This is a genomic window from Rhodococcus sp. CX, from assembly GCF_015865005.1.
GTDB lineage: Bacteria > Actinomycetota > Actinomycetes > Mycobacteriales > Mycobacteriaceae > Rhodococcus.
In genome coordinates this window covers 21113-35801 of record NZ_JADZGH010000253.1, presented here as the reverse complement: position 1 = coordinate 35801, position 14689 = coordinate 21113, and the positions used below count along the sequence as shown (strand labels likewise).

General features: G+C 70.1%; 16 protein-coding genes and 1 pseudogene. 10 read left to right on the top strand and 7 right to left on the bottom strand.

All coding sequences use genetic code 11. The features are described 5' to 3' along the window. Together I0Q12_RS34100 and I0Q12_RS27585 are read right to left on the bottom strand one after the other, a co-directional pair. The coding region (locus I0Q12_RS34100) for an alpha/beta fold hydrolase (protein WP_231611559.1) at window positions 1–229 on the bottom strand (229 nt) is incomplete at its 3' end. A gap of 5 nt (window positions 230–234) precedes the next feature. Further along, complete coding sequence (locus tag I0Q12_RS27585) at window positions 235–1443, bottom strand: MFS transporter (RefSeq protein WP_197256627.1); 1209 nt, start codon at window positions 1441–1443, stop codon at window positions 235–237. An 83-nt stretch (window positions 1444–1526) separates the two neighbouring features. Between I0Q12_RS27585 and I0Q12_RS27580 the strand changes: the two genes are divergently transcribed. Together I0Q12_RS27580 and I0Q12_RS27575 are read left to right on the top strand one after the other, a co-directional pair. Next, entirely contained in the window at window positions 1527–2300 is a 774-nt protein-coding gene (locus I0Q12_RS27580) for a PIG-L family deacetylase (RefSeq protein ID WP_197256625.1), read from the top strand. 40 nt (window positions 2301–2340) lie between these two features. Beyond that, window positions 2341–2805 (top strand): SRPBCC family protein, encoded by a 465-nt coding sequence (locus tag I0Q12_RS27575; RefSeq protein WP_197256623.1) that lies wholly within the window; start codon window positions 2341–2343, stop codon window positions 2803–2805. A gap of 37 nt (window positions 2806–2842) precedes the next feature. On the opposite strand, the gene I0Q12_RS27570 is transcribed toward I0Q12_RS27575, so the two are convergent. Further along, on the bottom strand, window positions 2843–4072 hold the full coding sequence (locus tag I0Q12_RS27570; RefSeq protein ID WP_248673183.1) for an ROK family transcriptional regulator: 1230 nt from the start codon (window positions 4070–4072) through the stop codon (window positions 2843–2845). Window positions 4073–4553: 481 nt separating this feature from the next. Between I0Q12_RS27570 and I0Q12_RS27565 the strand changes: the two genes are divergently transcribed. The 4 genes from I0Q12_RS27565 to I0Q12_RS27550 all read left to right on the top strand — a co-directional run bounded on the left by I0Q12_RS27565 (window position 4554) and on the right by I0Q12_RS27550 (window position 8699). Next, window positions 4554–5498: a TauD/TfdA family dioxygenase gene (locus I0Q12_RS27565; RefSeq protein WP_197256621.1), complete on the top strand. Its 945-nt coding sequence runs from the start codon at window positions 4554–4556 to the stop codon at window positions 5496–5498. A 500-nt stretch (window positions 5499–5998) separates the two neighbouring features. Further along, the gene (locus I0Q12_RS27560; RefSeq protein ID WP_248673172.1) at window positions 5999–6805 is read left to right on the top strand and encodes a biosynthetic peptidoglycan transglycosylase; all 807 of its coding nucleotides are present in this window, start codon (window positions 5999–6001) and stop codon (window positions 6803–6805) included. A gap of 68 nt (window positions 6806–6873) precedes the next feature. Further along, window positions 6874–7623 carry an SDR family NAD(P)-dependent oxidoreductase gene (locus I0Q12_RS27555; RefSeq protein WP_197256616.1) on the top strand — a complete coding sequence of 250 codons (750 nt, stop codon included), beginning with the start codon at window positions 6874–6876 and terminating at the stop codon, window positions 7621–7623. 29 nt (window positions 7624–7652) lie between these two features. Next, complete coding sequence (locus I0Q12_RS27550; RefSeq protein WP_197256614.1) at window positions 7653–8699, top strand: DUF2804 domain-containing protein; 1047 nt, start codon at window positions 7653–7655, stop codon at window positions 8697–8699. A gap of 15 nt (window positions 8700–8714) precedes the next feature. Here the strand turns inward: I0Q12_RS27550 and I0Q12_RS27545 are convergent, their stop codons facing one another. Further along, window positions 8715–9857, bottom strand: coding sequence for an Ig-like domain-containing protein (locus tag I0Q12_RS27545; protein WP_231611558.1), 1143 nt, complete (start codon window positions 9855–9857; stop codon window positions 8715–8717). 78 nt (window positions 9858–9935) lie between these two features. Continuing rightward, window positions 9936–11030, bottom strand: a complete 1095-nt coding sequence (locus I0Q12_RS27540) for a UDP-N-acetylmuramate dehydrogenase (RefSeq protein WP_307846570.1) — start codon at window positions 11028–11030, stop codon at window positions 9936–9938. A gap of 24 nt (window positions 11031–11054) precedes the next feature. Here I0Q12_RS27540 and I0Q12_RS27535 point away from each other — a divergent pair, with 24 nt between their 5' ends. The 3 genes from I0Q12_RS27535 to I0Q12_RS27525 are packed head-to-tail and all read left to right on the top strand — an operon-like array spanning window position 11055 to window position 12894. Next, entirely contained in the window at window positions 11055–11561 is a 507-nt protein-coding gene (locus I0Q12_RS27535; protein ID WP_197256612.1) for a DUF2505 domain-containing protein, read from the top strand. 42 nt (window positions 11562–11603) lie between these two features. Then, window positions 11604–12104 (top strand): DUF2505 domain-containing protein, encoded by a 501-nt coding sequence (locus tag I0Q12_RS27530; protein ID WP_197256610.1) that lies wholly within the window; start codon window positions 11604–11606, stop codon window positions 12102–12104. A 13-nt stretch (window positions 12105–12117) separates the two neighbouring features. Next, window positions 12118–12894 (top strand): class I SAM-dependent methyltransferase, encoded by a 777-nt coding sequence (locus I0Q12_RS27525; RefSeq protein WP_197256608.1) that lies wholly within the window; start codon window positions 12118–12120, stop codon window positions 12892–12894. A 58-nt stretch (window positions 12895–12952) separates the two neighbouring features. Here I0Q12_RS27525 and I0Q12_RS27520 read toward each other — a convergent pair whose 3' ends face one another. Continuing rightward, window positions 12953–13570 carry a type IV toxin-antitoxin system AbiEi family antitoxin domain-containing protein gene (locus I0Q12_RS27520; protein ID WP_197256606.1) on the bottom strand — a complete coding sequence of 206 codons (618 nt, stop codon included), beginning with the start codon at window positions 13568–13570 and terminating at the stop codon, window positions 12953–12955. 104 nt (window positions 13571–13674) lie between these two features. Here I0Q12_RS27520 and I0Q12_RS27515 point away from each other — a divergent pair, with 104 nt between their 5' ends. Further along, complete coding sequence (locus tag I0Q12_RS27515; RefSeq protein ID WP_197256604.1) at window positions 13675–14415, top strand: DUF2993 domain-containing protein; 741 nt, start codon at window positions 13675–13677, stop codon at window positions 14413–14415. 13 nt (window positions 14416–14428) lie between these two features. On the opposite strand, the pseudogene I0Q12_RS34095 reads toward I0Q12_RS27515, so the two are convergent. Continuing rightward, window positions 14429–14689: pseudogene (locus I0Q12_RS34095) on the bottom strand (2-deoxyribose-5-phosphate aldolase); the annotation flags it as partial.

The following is a 14689-nucleotide window of genomic DNA, read 5'->3' as shown; positions in this document are numbered from 1 at the left end:
CGGCGCGGTCGTCGTATCCGTCCGCGGGCGCGGCGGAGCACCCGTGCCCGCGCAGGTCGACGGCGATCACCCGGTACCGGGCGGCGAGGTCTTCGAGGAGCGGGTCACCCCAGCAGTGCGACGACTGCGCCCATCCGTGCAGCAGGACCAGCGGCCGCGACGAAGGATCCCCGAAGGTCCGGTAGACGATGCGAGTGCCGTCGGCACCGCGAACTTGATGCACGGTCATGGCGGCTACGTTAGCCGCGTCCGCAACCGGATCCCGGCGGCCAGGGTGCAGGCGATCAGTCCCGCGGCGAGTGCCACCCCGATGCCCGCGGACGTGCCGGACCGGTCGATGACCTGCCCGACCAGCGCCGATCCGGCGGCAACACCGACGCCGAGCCCTGTGACCGTCCAGGTGATGCCCTCGGTGAGCCGGTCGGCGGGGACGAGACGTTCGACGAGCGACATCGTCACGATCATCGTGGGCGAGATCGTCATCCCGGCCAGCAGATACAGCGCGGCCAGGGCGGGGACGGTGCCGGCGAGCAGCAGCGGCCACAGCAGCACGGCGACCGCCGCGGTGGCGACGAGCAGTTGCCGGGTGAGCGGGGCGGCCACGCGGCGTGCCCCGAAGACCAGTCCGCTCACCGCGGACCCGGTCGCGAACAGGGCGAGCACGAACGTCGCGGCGCCGGGCGCGTCGCGCTCGGCGGTGAACGCGACACCGACGACGTCGACGACCCCGAAGATCGTGCCCATCGCGACCATCACGGCGGTGAGGGCGATCAGCGCCGGGCTGAGCAGTGCGCCGTGGTGCGAACGCTCCGGATCGACAGCGTCGGGACGGTGCCCGGTCACGGGTGGTTCGGTGCGCCGCTGGGCCGCGAGGGCGAGGGTGCCCACCAGCAGCAGCACCGCTCCCAGCAGTGGTCCGGCCTCGGGAAACAGGGCGACGCTCAGACCCACCGACAGCACGGGGCCGACGATGAAACACACCTCGTCGATCACGGCCTCGAGGGCGAACGCGGTCCGCAACCGGTCGGTGCCGCGGTACAGCTCGGTCCATCGGGCCCGGACCATCGCGCCGATCGTCGGCATGAGCCCGGCGGGGACGGCGCACAGGAACAGCAGCGCGGTCGGCGCCTCGAACCGGACTCCGGCGAGCATCGCGACGGTCGAGGCCGCGCTGATCGCCGACGCCGCCGGCAGCACCCGGTACTGGCCGTGCCGGTCCACCGCGCGGGACACCAGCGGCGTCAACGCCGCGTACGACAACGCGAACACCGCCGACAGGGCACCGCCGAGCCCGTAGTCACCGCGGAGCTGGGAGAACATCGTGACGATGCCGATCCCCACCATCGCGATCGGCAACCGTGCGACGAACCCGGCGGCGCAGAACGCGGCCGCACCCGGTGCGGCGAACAGGGTGCGGTAGGAACCATCGGCTCTCGGCGTCACCGACGCTCGTCCTTCTGTGTCACTGATGCTCGTCCTTCGCTCCGGTCCCCCGCGTGTCGGTCATTCGTGCCAGCATGCACGGTATGGGTGTCCTGGTCTGCTTTCACGCACATCCCGACGACGAGGTGTTCGGCACCGGCGGGGTGATGCGCCTGGCCGCCGACGCGGGCCACCGGGTGGTGCTGGTGGTCGCGACGGACGGCGCGGCCGGTGAGGTTCCGGAGGGTCTGCTGCGTCCGGGCGAGAGCCTGGCGGAGCGGCGGCTGGCCGAGGTCGAGCGGTCCGCCGACGCGCTCGGGGTTGCCCGGCTCGTTCCGCTCGGTTACCCCGACTCGGGGATGGCCGGCACCCCCGAGAACGCGAACCCCGCGGCGTTCTGCAACGTCGAAGTCGATTCGGCGGCCCGCCGGCTGGCTGCGGTGCTGGACGAGGAGGGCGCGGACGTCGTCACCATCTACGACCCGAACGGCGGCTACGGGCACCCCGATCACGTGCAGGTGCATCGCGTCGGGCTGCGGGCGAGCGAGATGGTCGGTCATCACGCCGTCTACGAATCGGCGTTGAACCGTGACCATCTGCGGCGCCTGATCGCGGCGAATCCGGACATGACCGAGGGCCGGACGCCACCGGACATCGACTCGTTCGGGCTGCCCGAGTCGGAGCTCACCACGACGGTGGACGTCTCGGCGACGATGGCCGCCAAACGTGCTGCCATGCAGGCTCATGCGTCGCAGGTCGGTGATTTCGGCCCGATGCTGACGCTTCCGGACGACATGTTGCGGGCGGCCTTCGGCATCGAATGGTTCCGCCGGCGCGGTGCCGCCCCCGGTCTCGCGGAGACCGCCCTCCCCCTCTGAGCCCGGCCGAACTCCGACCCGCCCAACCGAAGGAGCGCACGTGGAACACCGGATCGCACTGAGCAGATCGATCGCGGCGCCGCCGAGCGCCGTGTGGCGAGTCCTGACCGATATCGACGACGCCGCACGAACATTGAACGGTGTCACCGGAATCGAGCGTCTCGATGCGACCGGGTACGAGGTCGGCACCCGCTGGCGCGAGACCCGGGTGATGTTCGGCAAATCCGCCGCCGAGGAGATGCGGGTGGCCGAGGTCGAACCGGAGCGCCGCACCATCGTCACCGCGGAATCCGGAGGCACGACCTACCGCACGGTGTTCGAGTTGGCGCCCCGAGCCGACGGCACCGAACTGTCGGTCGAGTTCTCCGGTGCCACGGATTCCCCCGGGCTGTTCACCCGGATCATGACGCCGGTGTTCGGACCCCTCGCGATGCGTGCGACGAGCAAGGCGCTGCAGTGCGACCTCGACGACATCGCCACCGCGGCGGAGCGCACGACGTTGTGACCTGATCGTCGGCACTCCCCCGGGGCGGAGACATGTCCTAGCCGCGCGACCGCCGCATCGAGCCGAGCGGATCGGAGTACAGCGAGCTCAACGACACCACGCCGGCCGCATGCGCCTGCACCCGGTTGCCGAACCCGGTGATGCGAATGTCCTTGCGCGGCAGGTTCGATGCCCGCGCGAACGCCTCGGCCACGTGCGGCACACCGGCGGGGTACTCGGTGAACGCCTGGCCGCCGAGGGTGACGCGGTCGGGGTTGAACAGGTCGCGGAGCATCGCGACGGTGCGGCCGAGGACGGTGGCACGGTCGACGAGGATCTCGTGTGCGGGCGCCGAACCCTCGCGGGCGAGCTTGTAGAGCGCGCCGATCGTCGGATCCTCGACGTCGCCGAGCAGGCCGGCCTCGCGGGCCTTCAGCAGCACCGCCCGGTCGCTGACGGTGGCCTCGAGGCAGCCGGTCGCACCGCACGAGCACACGGCCGTCGAGCCGGTCGGCAGGTGCGCGATCGACCCGGGACCGCCGTTCGGGGTGTGCACGCGGCCGTCGAAAGTGATTGCGATACCGGTGGTTTCGCGAGCGTAGAAGTAGAGGCCGGTGCCCTTGACGTCGGCCTCACGATCCGGGGTGAGCAGCAGTTCCGACGCGGCCATCGCCTCGACGTGCGCGGCGACCGAGACCGGGAGACCCATACCGCGGCCGATGATCGCGCCGACACGCGCGCCGCTCCAGCCGAGCCGCGGGTGGTCGACGAGGCCGGTCTCCGAGTCGACGCGGCCGCCGAGCGCGACCCCCACCCACAGCGGGGTGCGGCGGTGCCAGCGGGACGCGAACGACCGCGCGCTCGCGGTGATCGCCCCCAGGACGACATCCTGATCGCCTCGGGGCGTGGGGATTTCGACGGCACCGATGATACGCCCGCGCAGATCCGCCGCGACGATCCCGGTGACGACGGCACCGATGTGGATGCCGATGGTCAGGTACGGCTCGTGGTCGACCTCGAACGGGACGCGCGGACGGCCGATGGCGCCCGAGGCCGCGAGATCGGCACGCTCACGGAGCAATCCGGCCGAGAGCAGTGCCGAGACCTGCCGGTTGACGGTGGCGATGCTCAGGCCGGTGACCTTGGCGGCGACGTCGCGGGACACCGGCCCGCGGGCCGCGGCGACCCGGAACACCGATGCCGCGGTGCCGTCGGCGATCCGCAGGTCCGGCGCGACGATCTGCACCCGAGCGGTGGAACGGGCCCGGGCGGTCGCGGTCTGCGCGATGCGACGGGAACCGGTGGTGGAGGTGCGAGCGGACTGGACGGGAAGCGTGGAAGTCGACACAGGTGTGGAATCCTCGTGATTCGGCCCGGACGGGCTGGCGTGACACGGTCATGAACGCGCCGAACCGCTGCGACGTGCGTGGACGTCGTCGAACAGTCGATCAGAGGGAAAGCCAGAACAGGCTCGGACCCGGCGCGAAACTACTGGATGGCACCGTGACAACGACAACAGAGTTCCCGTGCCAGAGGCAAGCGCGAGCCCAGCGCGGCGGTCACGTACGTGACCCGCGGGGCGGAGTGGCGGCCTGCTGACATGCCGTCGAACATAACGCGTGCGGACGCGGCTGTCCAATTCAGGCCGAAAAGGTAGGGAATTCTCGCGGCGCCGACCACCCCGAATCAGGCTGAGTCGAATGGTTCTGCCATGAGGGACCTGATGTTTGCATGGGCGCATCCACCCATTTCCTCGCGAAAGGCCAGTCATGTCCGTCGATTTCGCATCCCCCACCACCGTCCCGACCACCCCGACCGTCGTGAAACTGGGCGCACATCTCGGTGCCCGCATCGACGGCGTCCGGCTCGGGGGCGACCTCGACCCGGCGACGGTCGCACTGATCCGCCGTGCGCTCGGCGAACACAAGGTGATCTTCTTCCGTGGGCAGGACCACCTGGACGACGACGCGCAGTACGCGTTCGCGGAACTGCTCGGCACACCGACGACCGCGCACCCGACCGTCAAGTCCCGCGGAGTCCGGATCCTGCCGATCGACTCCGACTACGGCAAGGCCAACAGCTGGCACACCGACGTCTCGTTCGTCGATCGCATTCCGAAGGCGTCGATCCTGCGGGCGGTGACCCTGCCCGAGTACGGCGGGTCGACGGTGTGGGCGTCCGGTGTCGCCGCGTACGAGGGACTCCCGGCTCCACTGAAGGCGCTCGTGGAGAACCTGTGGGCCGTCCACACCAATGTCTACGACTACGCGGCCGAGAGCGCCGAGCGTGCCACCGAACGGACCGCCGAGTACCGCGACGAGTTCCGCTCCGAACTGTTCGAGACCGAGCATCCTGTGGTGCGGGTGCACCCGGAGACCGGGGAGCGGTCGCTGCTGCTCGGCCACTTCGTCAAGAACTTCGTCGGTCTCAGCGGCAACCAGTCCCACGCCCTGTTCCGGCTGCTGCAGGACCACCACCAGAAGCTCGAGTACACCACTCGCTGGAACTGGCAGCCCGGCGACGTCGCGATCTGGGACAACCGCGCCACCCAGCACTACGCGGTCGCCGACTACGACGAGCAGTACCGTCGCCTGCACCGCATCACCCTGGCCGGGGACGTCCCGGTGAACATCCACGGCGAGCGCAGCCGTCCGCTCGCCGGGGACGCCGGCGAGTACTCGATCGTCGAGACCGACACCGCACCCGCCCGATAGGGGCGGACGGGTCGCACTCCGGCCGACGCCGGCAAGAGTGATCGATCCGATACGGCCGTCCCCGACCGCACCCGCCACTATGGAATGCGGTGACACGGTGAGCGGGACGGAGTTGACGGATGTGGTGGCCGAGCAGGTGCGCGTGCGGCCGGTGGGCGCGACCCGGGGAGAAGGTCGTGGACGGCCTCTGCCCCCGGTGCCGGGCCACCCGGGACCGGTACCGGCCGCGGCCTGTCCGGGCCGGGTCCGAGCAGTACCGGTCCCGAACTGCCGGGTCCGCGGCACCCGGGTCTGCGCCGCGGCCGGGACCGCCCCCGAATCCGCAGTACCGGACGCCACCGCCGTCATCGCCCCGCCGCGGGCTGCAGTGGCGTCCTGCACCGTCCCGGCCGAGCGCCCCGACGTGGCCGCGCCCCGCGCAACCGGACACACCTCCGGTTGCGGCCGGCCGACGTCGTCGACGACTGCGAGTCGCAGCGGTCGCGGCCGCCGGGGTCGTGGTGCTGCCGCTGTCCGGAATGGCCGTCGTCGCGGCGTCGCTGCGCTGGTGGACACCGTCACAGTCGAACTTCATGCGGATCGACGACGGACCCATCGCCTACCAGTACGTCTCGATCGACCACATCAGCCGCTACGTCATCGCGTCCGCCGTCGCGCACGAGGACGACCTGCTCGGACTACGGAAGCAGGCGTTCCACTGGGGTGACTTCCTCGACCGCGCCACCGCCGTCCTGTCCGGCGAGCGTCAGCAGACGTATTCGACGATCCCCCAGCAACTCGCGAAGAACATGTTCTTCACCCCGGACCAGAGCATGCTGCGCAAGGCCGTCGAGGTGGTGCCGTCCGTCGCATTGCGGGCCACCATGTCCGACGCGCGGATCATGGAGTTGTACCTGAACTACGCGCAGTTCGGACCTGACCTCTACGGGGTGTGCGCAGCGAGCTGGTACTACTTCGACACGCCACCGTCGGAGATGTACCCCTATCACGCGATGCAGCTGGCCGGGATGCTGCCGAACCCCGAGGACGTCGTGCGGCTGCCCGGCGGTGGCGTCGACACCTCGCCGGACGCCCCGTATCCGAGCGCGGCATTCCACATCAACGGCGCCGCCAACGTCGACCTTCCGGCCCGCTTCGACGCGTGGGGCGGCTGGCAGAACATCACGGCGTCGCTCGGGATCGAGGACTCCGCAGCCGATCACGCCGACGCCCGCCCGAGCGCGGATTCGTGCTCGACGATGCCCGACTCGGTCCGTGAGCGGCTCGCCGTCGAAGATCCGGGCTTCGTCTCCGCTGGGGGCATGTGAGTCCGGGGGCATGTGAGGCGCGGCGCCGTCGCCCGGTGACGGGCACGGGCGCGTCCTAGGATCGACGCATGAGTATCTCCCCAGATTCGCGCGTCGCCGTCGTCACCGGGGCATCGTCCGGCATCGGCGAAGCCACCGCCCGCACTCTCGCCGCGCAGGGCTACCACGTCGTCGTGGGTGCCCGCCGACTCGACCGCCTCGAGAAACTCGCCGAGGAGATCGGCGGCACCGCACTCGAACTCGACGTCACCGACGAGGATTCGGTCACCGCGTTCACCACCGTCCTGCCGCGCGTGGACGTGCTGGTCAACAACGCCGGTGGCGCGAAGGGACTGGCGACGGTCGCCGAGGCCGACGAGGACGACTGGCGCTGGATGTGGGAGACGAACGTCATCGGCACCATGCGCGTGACGAAGGCGCTGCTGCCCAAGCTGATCGAGTCGGGGGACGGACTGATCGTGACGATCACGTCGGTCGCAGCGTTCGAGGCGTACGACAACGGCTCCGGATACACCTCCGCCAAGCATGCACAGGCGGTGGTGCACCGGACGCTGCGCGGAGAGCTGCTCGGCAAGCCGGTGCGGCTGACCGAGATCGCCCCCGGCGCCGTCGAAACCGAGTTCTCGCTCGTGCGATTCGAGGGCGATCAGGAACGTGCCGACAAGGTGTACGAGGGCATCACGCCGCTCGTCGCACAGGACATCGCCGAGATCATCGGGTTCGTCGCATCGCGCCCCTCGCACGTGAACCTGGACCAGATCATCGTCAAGCCGCGTGATCAGGCGAGTGCGGGCCGGTTCCATCGCGTGAGCAAATAACACCGCGTGAGCAACTAACCTCTGGAGGTATGCAGCAGCAGCGTCTTTCGCCCGGGCCACTGCTCGACGACCGCGGCCACCTCGAGCAGGCGGGCTGGGCCACCGCCGAGATCCGCACCTACGACCGGGCGCGGATCTCGGCGTCGCGGCTGCGCATCAAGGAGTGGGACTACTACTGCATCGTCTCCGACCCGACCTCCGACCCCGCTTCCGGTCCGGTCGGACTCGCGCTGACGGTCGCCGACAACGGGTACATGGGCCTGGTCGGGTTGAGCTGGCTGGATCTGGCCGCCGGCACGGAAACCACCGAGAACAAGCTGATCCCGTTCCCGCTCGGCCGGATGCGGATGCCGTCCAGCGCCGACACCGGCGACGTGGTCGTGCGCCGGGGCGCGCTGCGCGTCGAGTTCCGCCACGAGACGCAGGGGCGCCGCCTCATCGTCGACCATCCGGGCTTCGACGGCGGCCGCGGCCTGTCCGGGGACCTCCTGCTGCAGCAGCCCGACGACGACCGCATGGTGATCGCTACACCGTTCCCGCGGGCCCCGAAGGCGTTCTACTACAACCAGAAGATCAACTGCCTGCCCGCGGCGGGCACGATCGAAGTCCGCGGTGTCCGGCACGAGTTCGACCCGGCGTCCACCTTCGGCGTCCTCGACTGGGGCCGCGGTGTGTGGACCTACGACAACACCTGGTATTGGGGTTCGGCGTCCGGGCTGCACGAGGGAAAGCGGTTCGGTTTCAACGTCGGCTACGGCTTCGGCGACACCACCGCCGCCTCGGAGAACATGCTCTTCCACGACGGGGTCGCACACAAACTCGACCGCGTGCACTTCCACCGTCCGCACGGCAGCTACGACGGCGCGCCGTGGCGTTTCACGAGCAACGACAGCCGTTTCGAGATGGACTTCGAGCCGATCGTCGATCGCGCCGCCGACGTCAACGCGCTCGTCGTGCGGTCCACCCAGCATCAGGTGTTCGGGCGGTTCAGCGGACACGTGCTGCTCGACGACGGCACCCGCCTCGAGATCGAGAACCTGCTCGGTTTCGCCGAGGAGGTCCGCAACCGCTGGTAGACCCGCCCGGAAGACCTACAACGCGGACATCGACTGCCAGGTCTGCCAGTCCACGGCCCAGTCCCACAGGTCCCCGTCCGCCTCGGACAGGTCGATCGAGGTGCCGCTGACCTCCACCGGATCCCCGTACATCGCGATCGCGAAGTACTCCTGCGCGTCGGACATCGACAGGTTGATGCACCCGTTGGTGACGTTGGAGGCGCCCTGCTGGCCGGTGGTGAGCGGGTTGGCGTGGATGAACTCGCCGTTGTTGGAGATCCGCACGGCCCAGCGCTCGCGCACGTTCTCGTAGTACGGCGGGTTCGACATGAGGAAATCCTCGTGCTTCTCGGTGACCACGTGGATGCCGCTGCGCGTGACGTTGCGGGCCTCGGAGCCCTCGCCGTAGCTCACCGGGATGTCCATGACCGTCTGCCCGTCGCGCACCACCTGCATGCGGTGGCTCTGCGCGTTCGCGACGACGACCTGGCTGCGGCCGATACCGAAGTCGAGGGTCAGGTCCGCGGCGCCGTACGCGCCGTCGCCGTAGGCAAGTCCGTAGAGCCGCGCGTCCAGGCTCACCGTCGTACCGGGCGCCCAGTACTGCCGGGGCCTCCAGTGCGCCCGCGCGCCGCCGTTGTCGTCGGGCAGCCACGCCCAGGCACCCTCGGTCGGCGGGTTCGTGGTGACCACGAGCGCCTTCTCGACGGCGGCCTTGTCCTCGATCGGACCGTCGAACTGCACGATGATCGGCGCGGCGATCCCCACCTCCTGACCGTCCGCGATGTTGAGGGTCGCGGAGACCACCTCGTCCGGTTCGACGGTCGAGAAACTGCCCTCCACCGCGACCTCGTCACCGTCTGCGCCGATCACGGACCCCGACCATTCGTAGGTCGCGCCGTACCCGAGCGGTTCCGTGACGGTGTAGCTGTGGCCGTCCGCGGCGAGTTCACCGGCGACGACGACCCCGGACTCGGTGTTGGTGAGCGCGATATCGGTGAGGGTGCCGTCGGTCGCGGTCACCGAGATCGGTGCCGTGGGAGCCACGTCGGTGGCGCCGTCTGCCGGGTTCATGGTGGCCCCGACGGCCGGTTGCGGGTCGCCGGCGATCGAACCGCCGTTCGACGTCGAGCAGGCGGCGAGCACCGCGACGAGAGCGAGGCACCAGAGCCACACCAACCGATTTGTCCGTTTACGCAGGTCGTGCACCCTCTCCACGGTACGCGCGGGGCAGATGTGACCCGGACCTCGGCGGATTCAGATCTCGACGCCGACCGGCACCGGTTCCGGCTCGAGCCGCACACCGAACACCTTCTGCACCCCGTCCCGCACCTGCCGGGCCAGCGCCACCAGATCCGCGGCGGTCGCGTTCCCGCGGTTGGTCAGTGCGAGCGTGTGCTTCGTCGACAGCCGCGCGGGGGCGTCCGCCGACGGGAAGCCCTTGCCGAATCCGGCACGTTCGATGAGCCAGCCCGCGGACAGTTTGGTGCCGCCCTCCGCGGGGAACTGCGGGATCCGCACATCGGCGCCGACGCGTTCGGTGATCGCCGCGAGCACCGCGGGCAGCGCGCCTTCGGGCACGACCGGGTTGGTGAAGAACGAGCCGGCGCTCCACGTGTCGTGATCGGTCTCGTCGAGCACCATGCCCTTGCCGCGACGCAACGCCAGCACCTGCTCGCGCACCTCCGCGGCCGGGCGGCGCTCACCCTCCTCTGCGCCGAGCGCGGTCGCGAGCTCGCGGTAGCCGAGCGGCGCGCTCGACCCGTCGGGCCGGACCTCGAGCTCGACGTCGACGACGAGCGCCGCGTCGGAATGCTTGAGCACACTCGTCCGGTATCCGAGACCCAGGTGCTCCGGACCCACCCAGCGCACCTCACCGGTCCGGCGGTCGAGCAGCCGCACCCGCCGCAGCACCGACCTGACCTCGACCCCGTACGCCCCGACGTTCTGCACGGGGGTCGCCCCGGCGGACCCGGGAATCCCGGACAGCGCCTCGAGGCCGCCGAACCCGGCCGAGACCGTCCGGGCGACGACGTCGTCCCACACCGCGCCGGCTTCGATGCGCACCGAGTCGGTGTCGAGTTCGACGCCGGTGGTCGCGATCTTCACCACGACACCGTCGAATCCCGCGTCGCCGACGACGAGGTTGGATCCGCCGGCCAGGATCAGCGTCGGCACCTGCTCGGCGTCGAGCAGGCGCACGACGTCGACGAGAACGTCGGTGGTGGCGCATTCGGCCAGGACTCGGGCGGGTCCGCCGAGCCGCAGCGTCGTCAGGGTCGACAGCGGCACCTGCTCGGACACCGTGGCTCCCGACTCGGCGAGGCGGGCAGCGATACGTGGATCGGACACCCGCAAACGGTAGCGTGACGAGCCATGGGTACCCCTATCGACCATTCCGCGCACTACGAGTTCCCCGCCGCGAACGTGCACGCGGCGCTCGTCGACCCGGAATACTGGCGTGAGCGCCTGGCGCGGGTCGGCGGCCCCGGCGCCACCATCGAGGACGTGAAGACCTCCGCCGGAACGATCGACCTGCACATGACGCAGGCCATCCCCGCCGAGCACCTGCCGAGCGTGGTCACCAGCATCCGGCCCGGCGACCTGGTCATCCACCGGCACGAATCGTGGGAGCCGCTCGACGGCGAGCGTGCCCGCGGCCGGTTCTCGGCCGGTGTCGACGGGATGCCCGGCAGGGTCGAGGGTGCCTTCACGCTCGCGCCGGGCCGGACCGGGACGGTCGTCGAGATCGACGGCGAGGTCGAGGTGAAGATCCCGTTCCTCGGCGGGAAGATCGAGGGCATGATCGTCGAGCAACTCGTCGAACTGTTCGACGCCGAGCAGGAGTTCACAGCCGGCTGGCTGGGCCGATCCGGCTCCTGACGATTTTCGCGTGACCGGGGCGAACCGGTACCCTGGCCCGCTGTGGCACGGCGCATGAACTACTCCGCCCGCTATCCGTATCCGGCGGAGCGGGTGTACGAGGCGCTGCGCGATCCGGCCCACTGGGAGGCCCGGATGGTGGAGATGCGCAAGTATTCGCAGAACCACGTGGAGTCCTTCGAGGCGTCGGACTCCGGCATCTCGCTGGTGCTGCACCACATCCTGCCCCGGTCCGAACTGCCGGAGATCGCGCAGACGGTGATGAAGAAGGACCTGGTCATCACCCGCAAGGAGTCCTACAGCCCGTTCGACGGGAAGGCCACCGGACGCTACGAGGCGTCGATCCCGGCCGGACCGGGCAGCCTCACCGGCACGATGGAACTGTTCGCCGGCGACGACGGGTGCACGCTGCGCACGACGTCGGAGGCGAAGGTGCATCTGCCGTTCATCGGCGGCAAGCTCGAAGAGCTGATGCTGCAGAACCTCGTCGACCTGTTCCGCACCGAAGCGGAGATCACGGCCGACTGGCTGGCAGGACAGTAGGCCGGTCCCGACAGTGCGAACGCTACGCCCGGAAGGTGTCGTCACCCGCGGCACCACCGGCATCAACCGGCTGCGCCGCAGCGACCGCTGGGCCGTGCACCATTCCGGTATCGCCCGCGTCCTGCGGTCGGCACCGGATCCGCTGGTCGTCGATCTCGGCTACGGCGCGATGCCGGTGACCACGCTGGAGCTGGCGTCGCGGCTGCGCACCGTGCGCCCCGACGTGCGGATGGTCGGCCTCGAGATCGACCCCGAGCGGGTGGTTCCCGGCCGCGACGGAGTCCGTTTCGCGCGCGGCGGCTTCGAGCTGGCCGGGTTGCGGCCGGTGCTGGTCCGCGCGTTCAACGTGCTGCGGCAGTACCCGGAGGACGCGGTCGCGCCCGTGTGGGAGCGGTTGCGGTCGGGGCTGGCGCCGGGCGGTCTGGTGATCGACGGCACGTGTGACGAACTGGGCCGGCGCTGCGCGTGGGTGCTGCTGGATCGCGACGGTCCGCGCAGCCTGACGCTGGCGTGGAGTCCGTTCCACATCGACACCCCGTCCGACCTGGCCGAGCGGTTGCCGAAAGCGCTGATCCACCGCAATGTTCCCGGCGAGCGGATCCACGATCTGCTGCAGGCCGCCGATCGGGCGTGGGCGACCGCCGCTCCGCATGCCGCGTTCGGGCCGCGCGTCCGCTGGCGGGCCACCCTCGATCTGCTGCGCGGGCAGGGAATTCCGGTCGCCCCGCAGCGTCGCCGCCTGCGCGACTGCGTGCTGACGGTGCCGTGGGAGACGGTCGCGCCGAGCTGAGTGCGCTACGCGCTGGTGTGCCTTTGTGGCGGCCCCAGGCGCCACGAAGACACACCGCTCAACCGGCCGCGAGCAACGCGAGTTCGATGCGGTCGGCGACCGCAGCCGGCTGGTTCGCGACCGCGGCATGCAGCTGGTCGGAATCGACACGGCCGATCGCGAGGGCGTCACCGACCAGTTCGTCGAGCACCTCCTGGGACACCCCCCCGGCGGCGAGATCGACGGCGGTGCGCGCGGGGGTGGTCACGCGGAAGCACCCGACCATCTCGCAGTCCTCGTTCGACAACGCCCGATGGTGCAGCGCGAGCCGGTTGCTCGGCACGGTGCGCTGATCGAGCGTCGACAGATGCAGGAACCGCGGCTGCAGGTGACCCATCGCGTGCAGCTCCGCGGCGCTCTGGTGCGACACGACCGCGGCACCCTCGTACCACGCACACCACTGCGCGAACTCGTCGAACTTCGTGCGAGGGCTCTCGGCGAGCCGGAACAGGTCGTTCTCGACGCGCATCCACAGCCCCGCATCGATGCGCGTGACGAACGCGTCCGCGTCGATACCGTGCCCGATCGCCTGTCGGGCGGTGAAGAATCCGGCCTGCGTCAGTGCGAGTCGACGAAGCGCTTCGTCCGCATCGGCCCGCCCGGAGGCCCCGTATCCAGAACCCGTCCAGCTCGTCATGCCGCCAACAGTACCGAACAATTGTGGCCCAGCTCACAAATTCGAGGGCAGGTTGCCGCGCGCGGCTCAGAAGATCCTCAGAGTTGTCGGAAACAATCGGGCTCATGCCCAACTCGAAGCGCTCCACTCTCGCCACCGTCGCCGCCGTGGTCGTCGTCGCGCTCGTCGCGGTGCTCGTCGGCGCCGAGGTCTACGTCCGCAACCGGGCGACGACCTGCCTCGCACAATCGCTCGAATCCGAACTGGGAACCGGCGTCGACGTCGATCTCAGCTGGAAACCGGTGTTGCTGCAGGCGATCGACAAGAAGGTTCCGTCGGTGACGCTCGACAGCGACGACACCGCGTTCGGTCCCGCGAAGGAGATGACCGTCCACGCCGTGGCGAAGGACGTCGATCTGAACGCGACGGCCGACAGCGCCGGCACGATCGGCAGCTCCCGCGCCGACGTCGTGTGGCCCGCCACCGGCATTCTCGCGACCGTTCAGAGCCAGGGCCTCGGCTCTCTCGTCACCGCCGTCACCCCCGACGCCGACGCGGGCACCCTGCGGTTCACCGTCGGCGGTGCCGGTCTCGCCGAGTTCACGGTGCGCCCGGTCGTGCAGGGCGGCGTGGTCTCGGTCGAGACCGTCGACGCGTCCGTGCTGGGGTTCGGTCTGCCGACCGCGCTCGTCGACGGTGTCGTGCAGATCCTCGCGACCGGTCTGCAGCAGTATCCGCTCGGCATGCAGGCCACCGCGGTCTCCGTCGACGACAACGGTGTGAACCTCACCCTCGAGGGCGGCCGCTTCACGATGCCGGCCCCGCAGGAAGGTCAGCAGCAACAGCAGGGCTGCAGCCTGATCTGAGGCAGCTGCCCGCTCAGTCCGGCAGTCCGTCGAGCACGGCCCGCGACGACGACAGGCCGAGCCGGGTGGCGCCGGCGTCGATCATCTCCAGCGCCGCCTCGGCTGTGCGGATGCCGCCGCTGGCCTTGACGCCGAGCCGGCCACCGACCGTCTCGGCCATCAACCGCACCGCGTGCGCCGACGCACCGCCGGCCGGATGGAACCCGGTCGACGTCTTCACGAAGTTCGCACCGGCGCGTTCGGCCGCGCGGCACGCTTCGACGATCGCGTCGTC

What these genes read in the sequence shown, in the direction of transcription:
- I0Q12_RS27580 (WP_197256625.1), top strand. Translation starts at nt 1,527, where the DNA reads ATGGGTGTCCTGGTCTGCTTTCACGCACATCCCGACGACGAGGTGTTC.
- I0Q12_RS27565 (WP_197256621.1), top strand. Translation starts at nt 4,554, where the DNA reads ATGTCCGTCGATTTCGCATCCCCCACCACCGTCCCGACCACCCCGACC.
- I0Q12_RS27555 (WP_197256616.1), top strand. Translation starts at nt 6,874, where the DNA reads ATGAGTATCTCCCCAGATTCGCGCGTCGCCGTCGTCACCGGGGCATCG.
- I0Q12_RS27550 (WP_197256614.1), top strand. Translation starts at nt 7,653, where the DNA reads ATGCAGCAGCAGCGTCTTTCGCCCGGGCCACTGCTCGACGACCGCGGC.
- I0Q12_RS27535 (WP_197256612.1), top strand. Translation starts at nt 11,055, where the DNA reads ATGGGTACCCCTATCGACCATTCCGCGCACTACGAGTTCCCCGCCGCG.
- I0Q12_RS27520 (WP_197256606.1), bottom strand. Translation starts at nt 13,570, where the DNA reads ATGACGAGCTGGACGGGTTCTGGATACGGGGCCTCCGGGCGGGCCGAT.
- I0Q12_RS27515 (WP_197256604.1), top strand. Translation starts at nt 13,675, where the DNA reads ATGCCCAACTCGAAGCGCTCCACTCTCGCCACCGTCGCCGCCGTGGTC.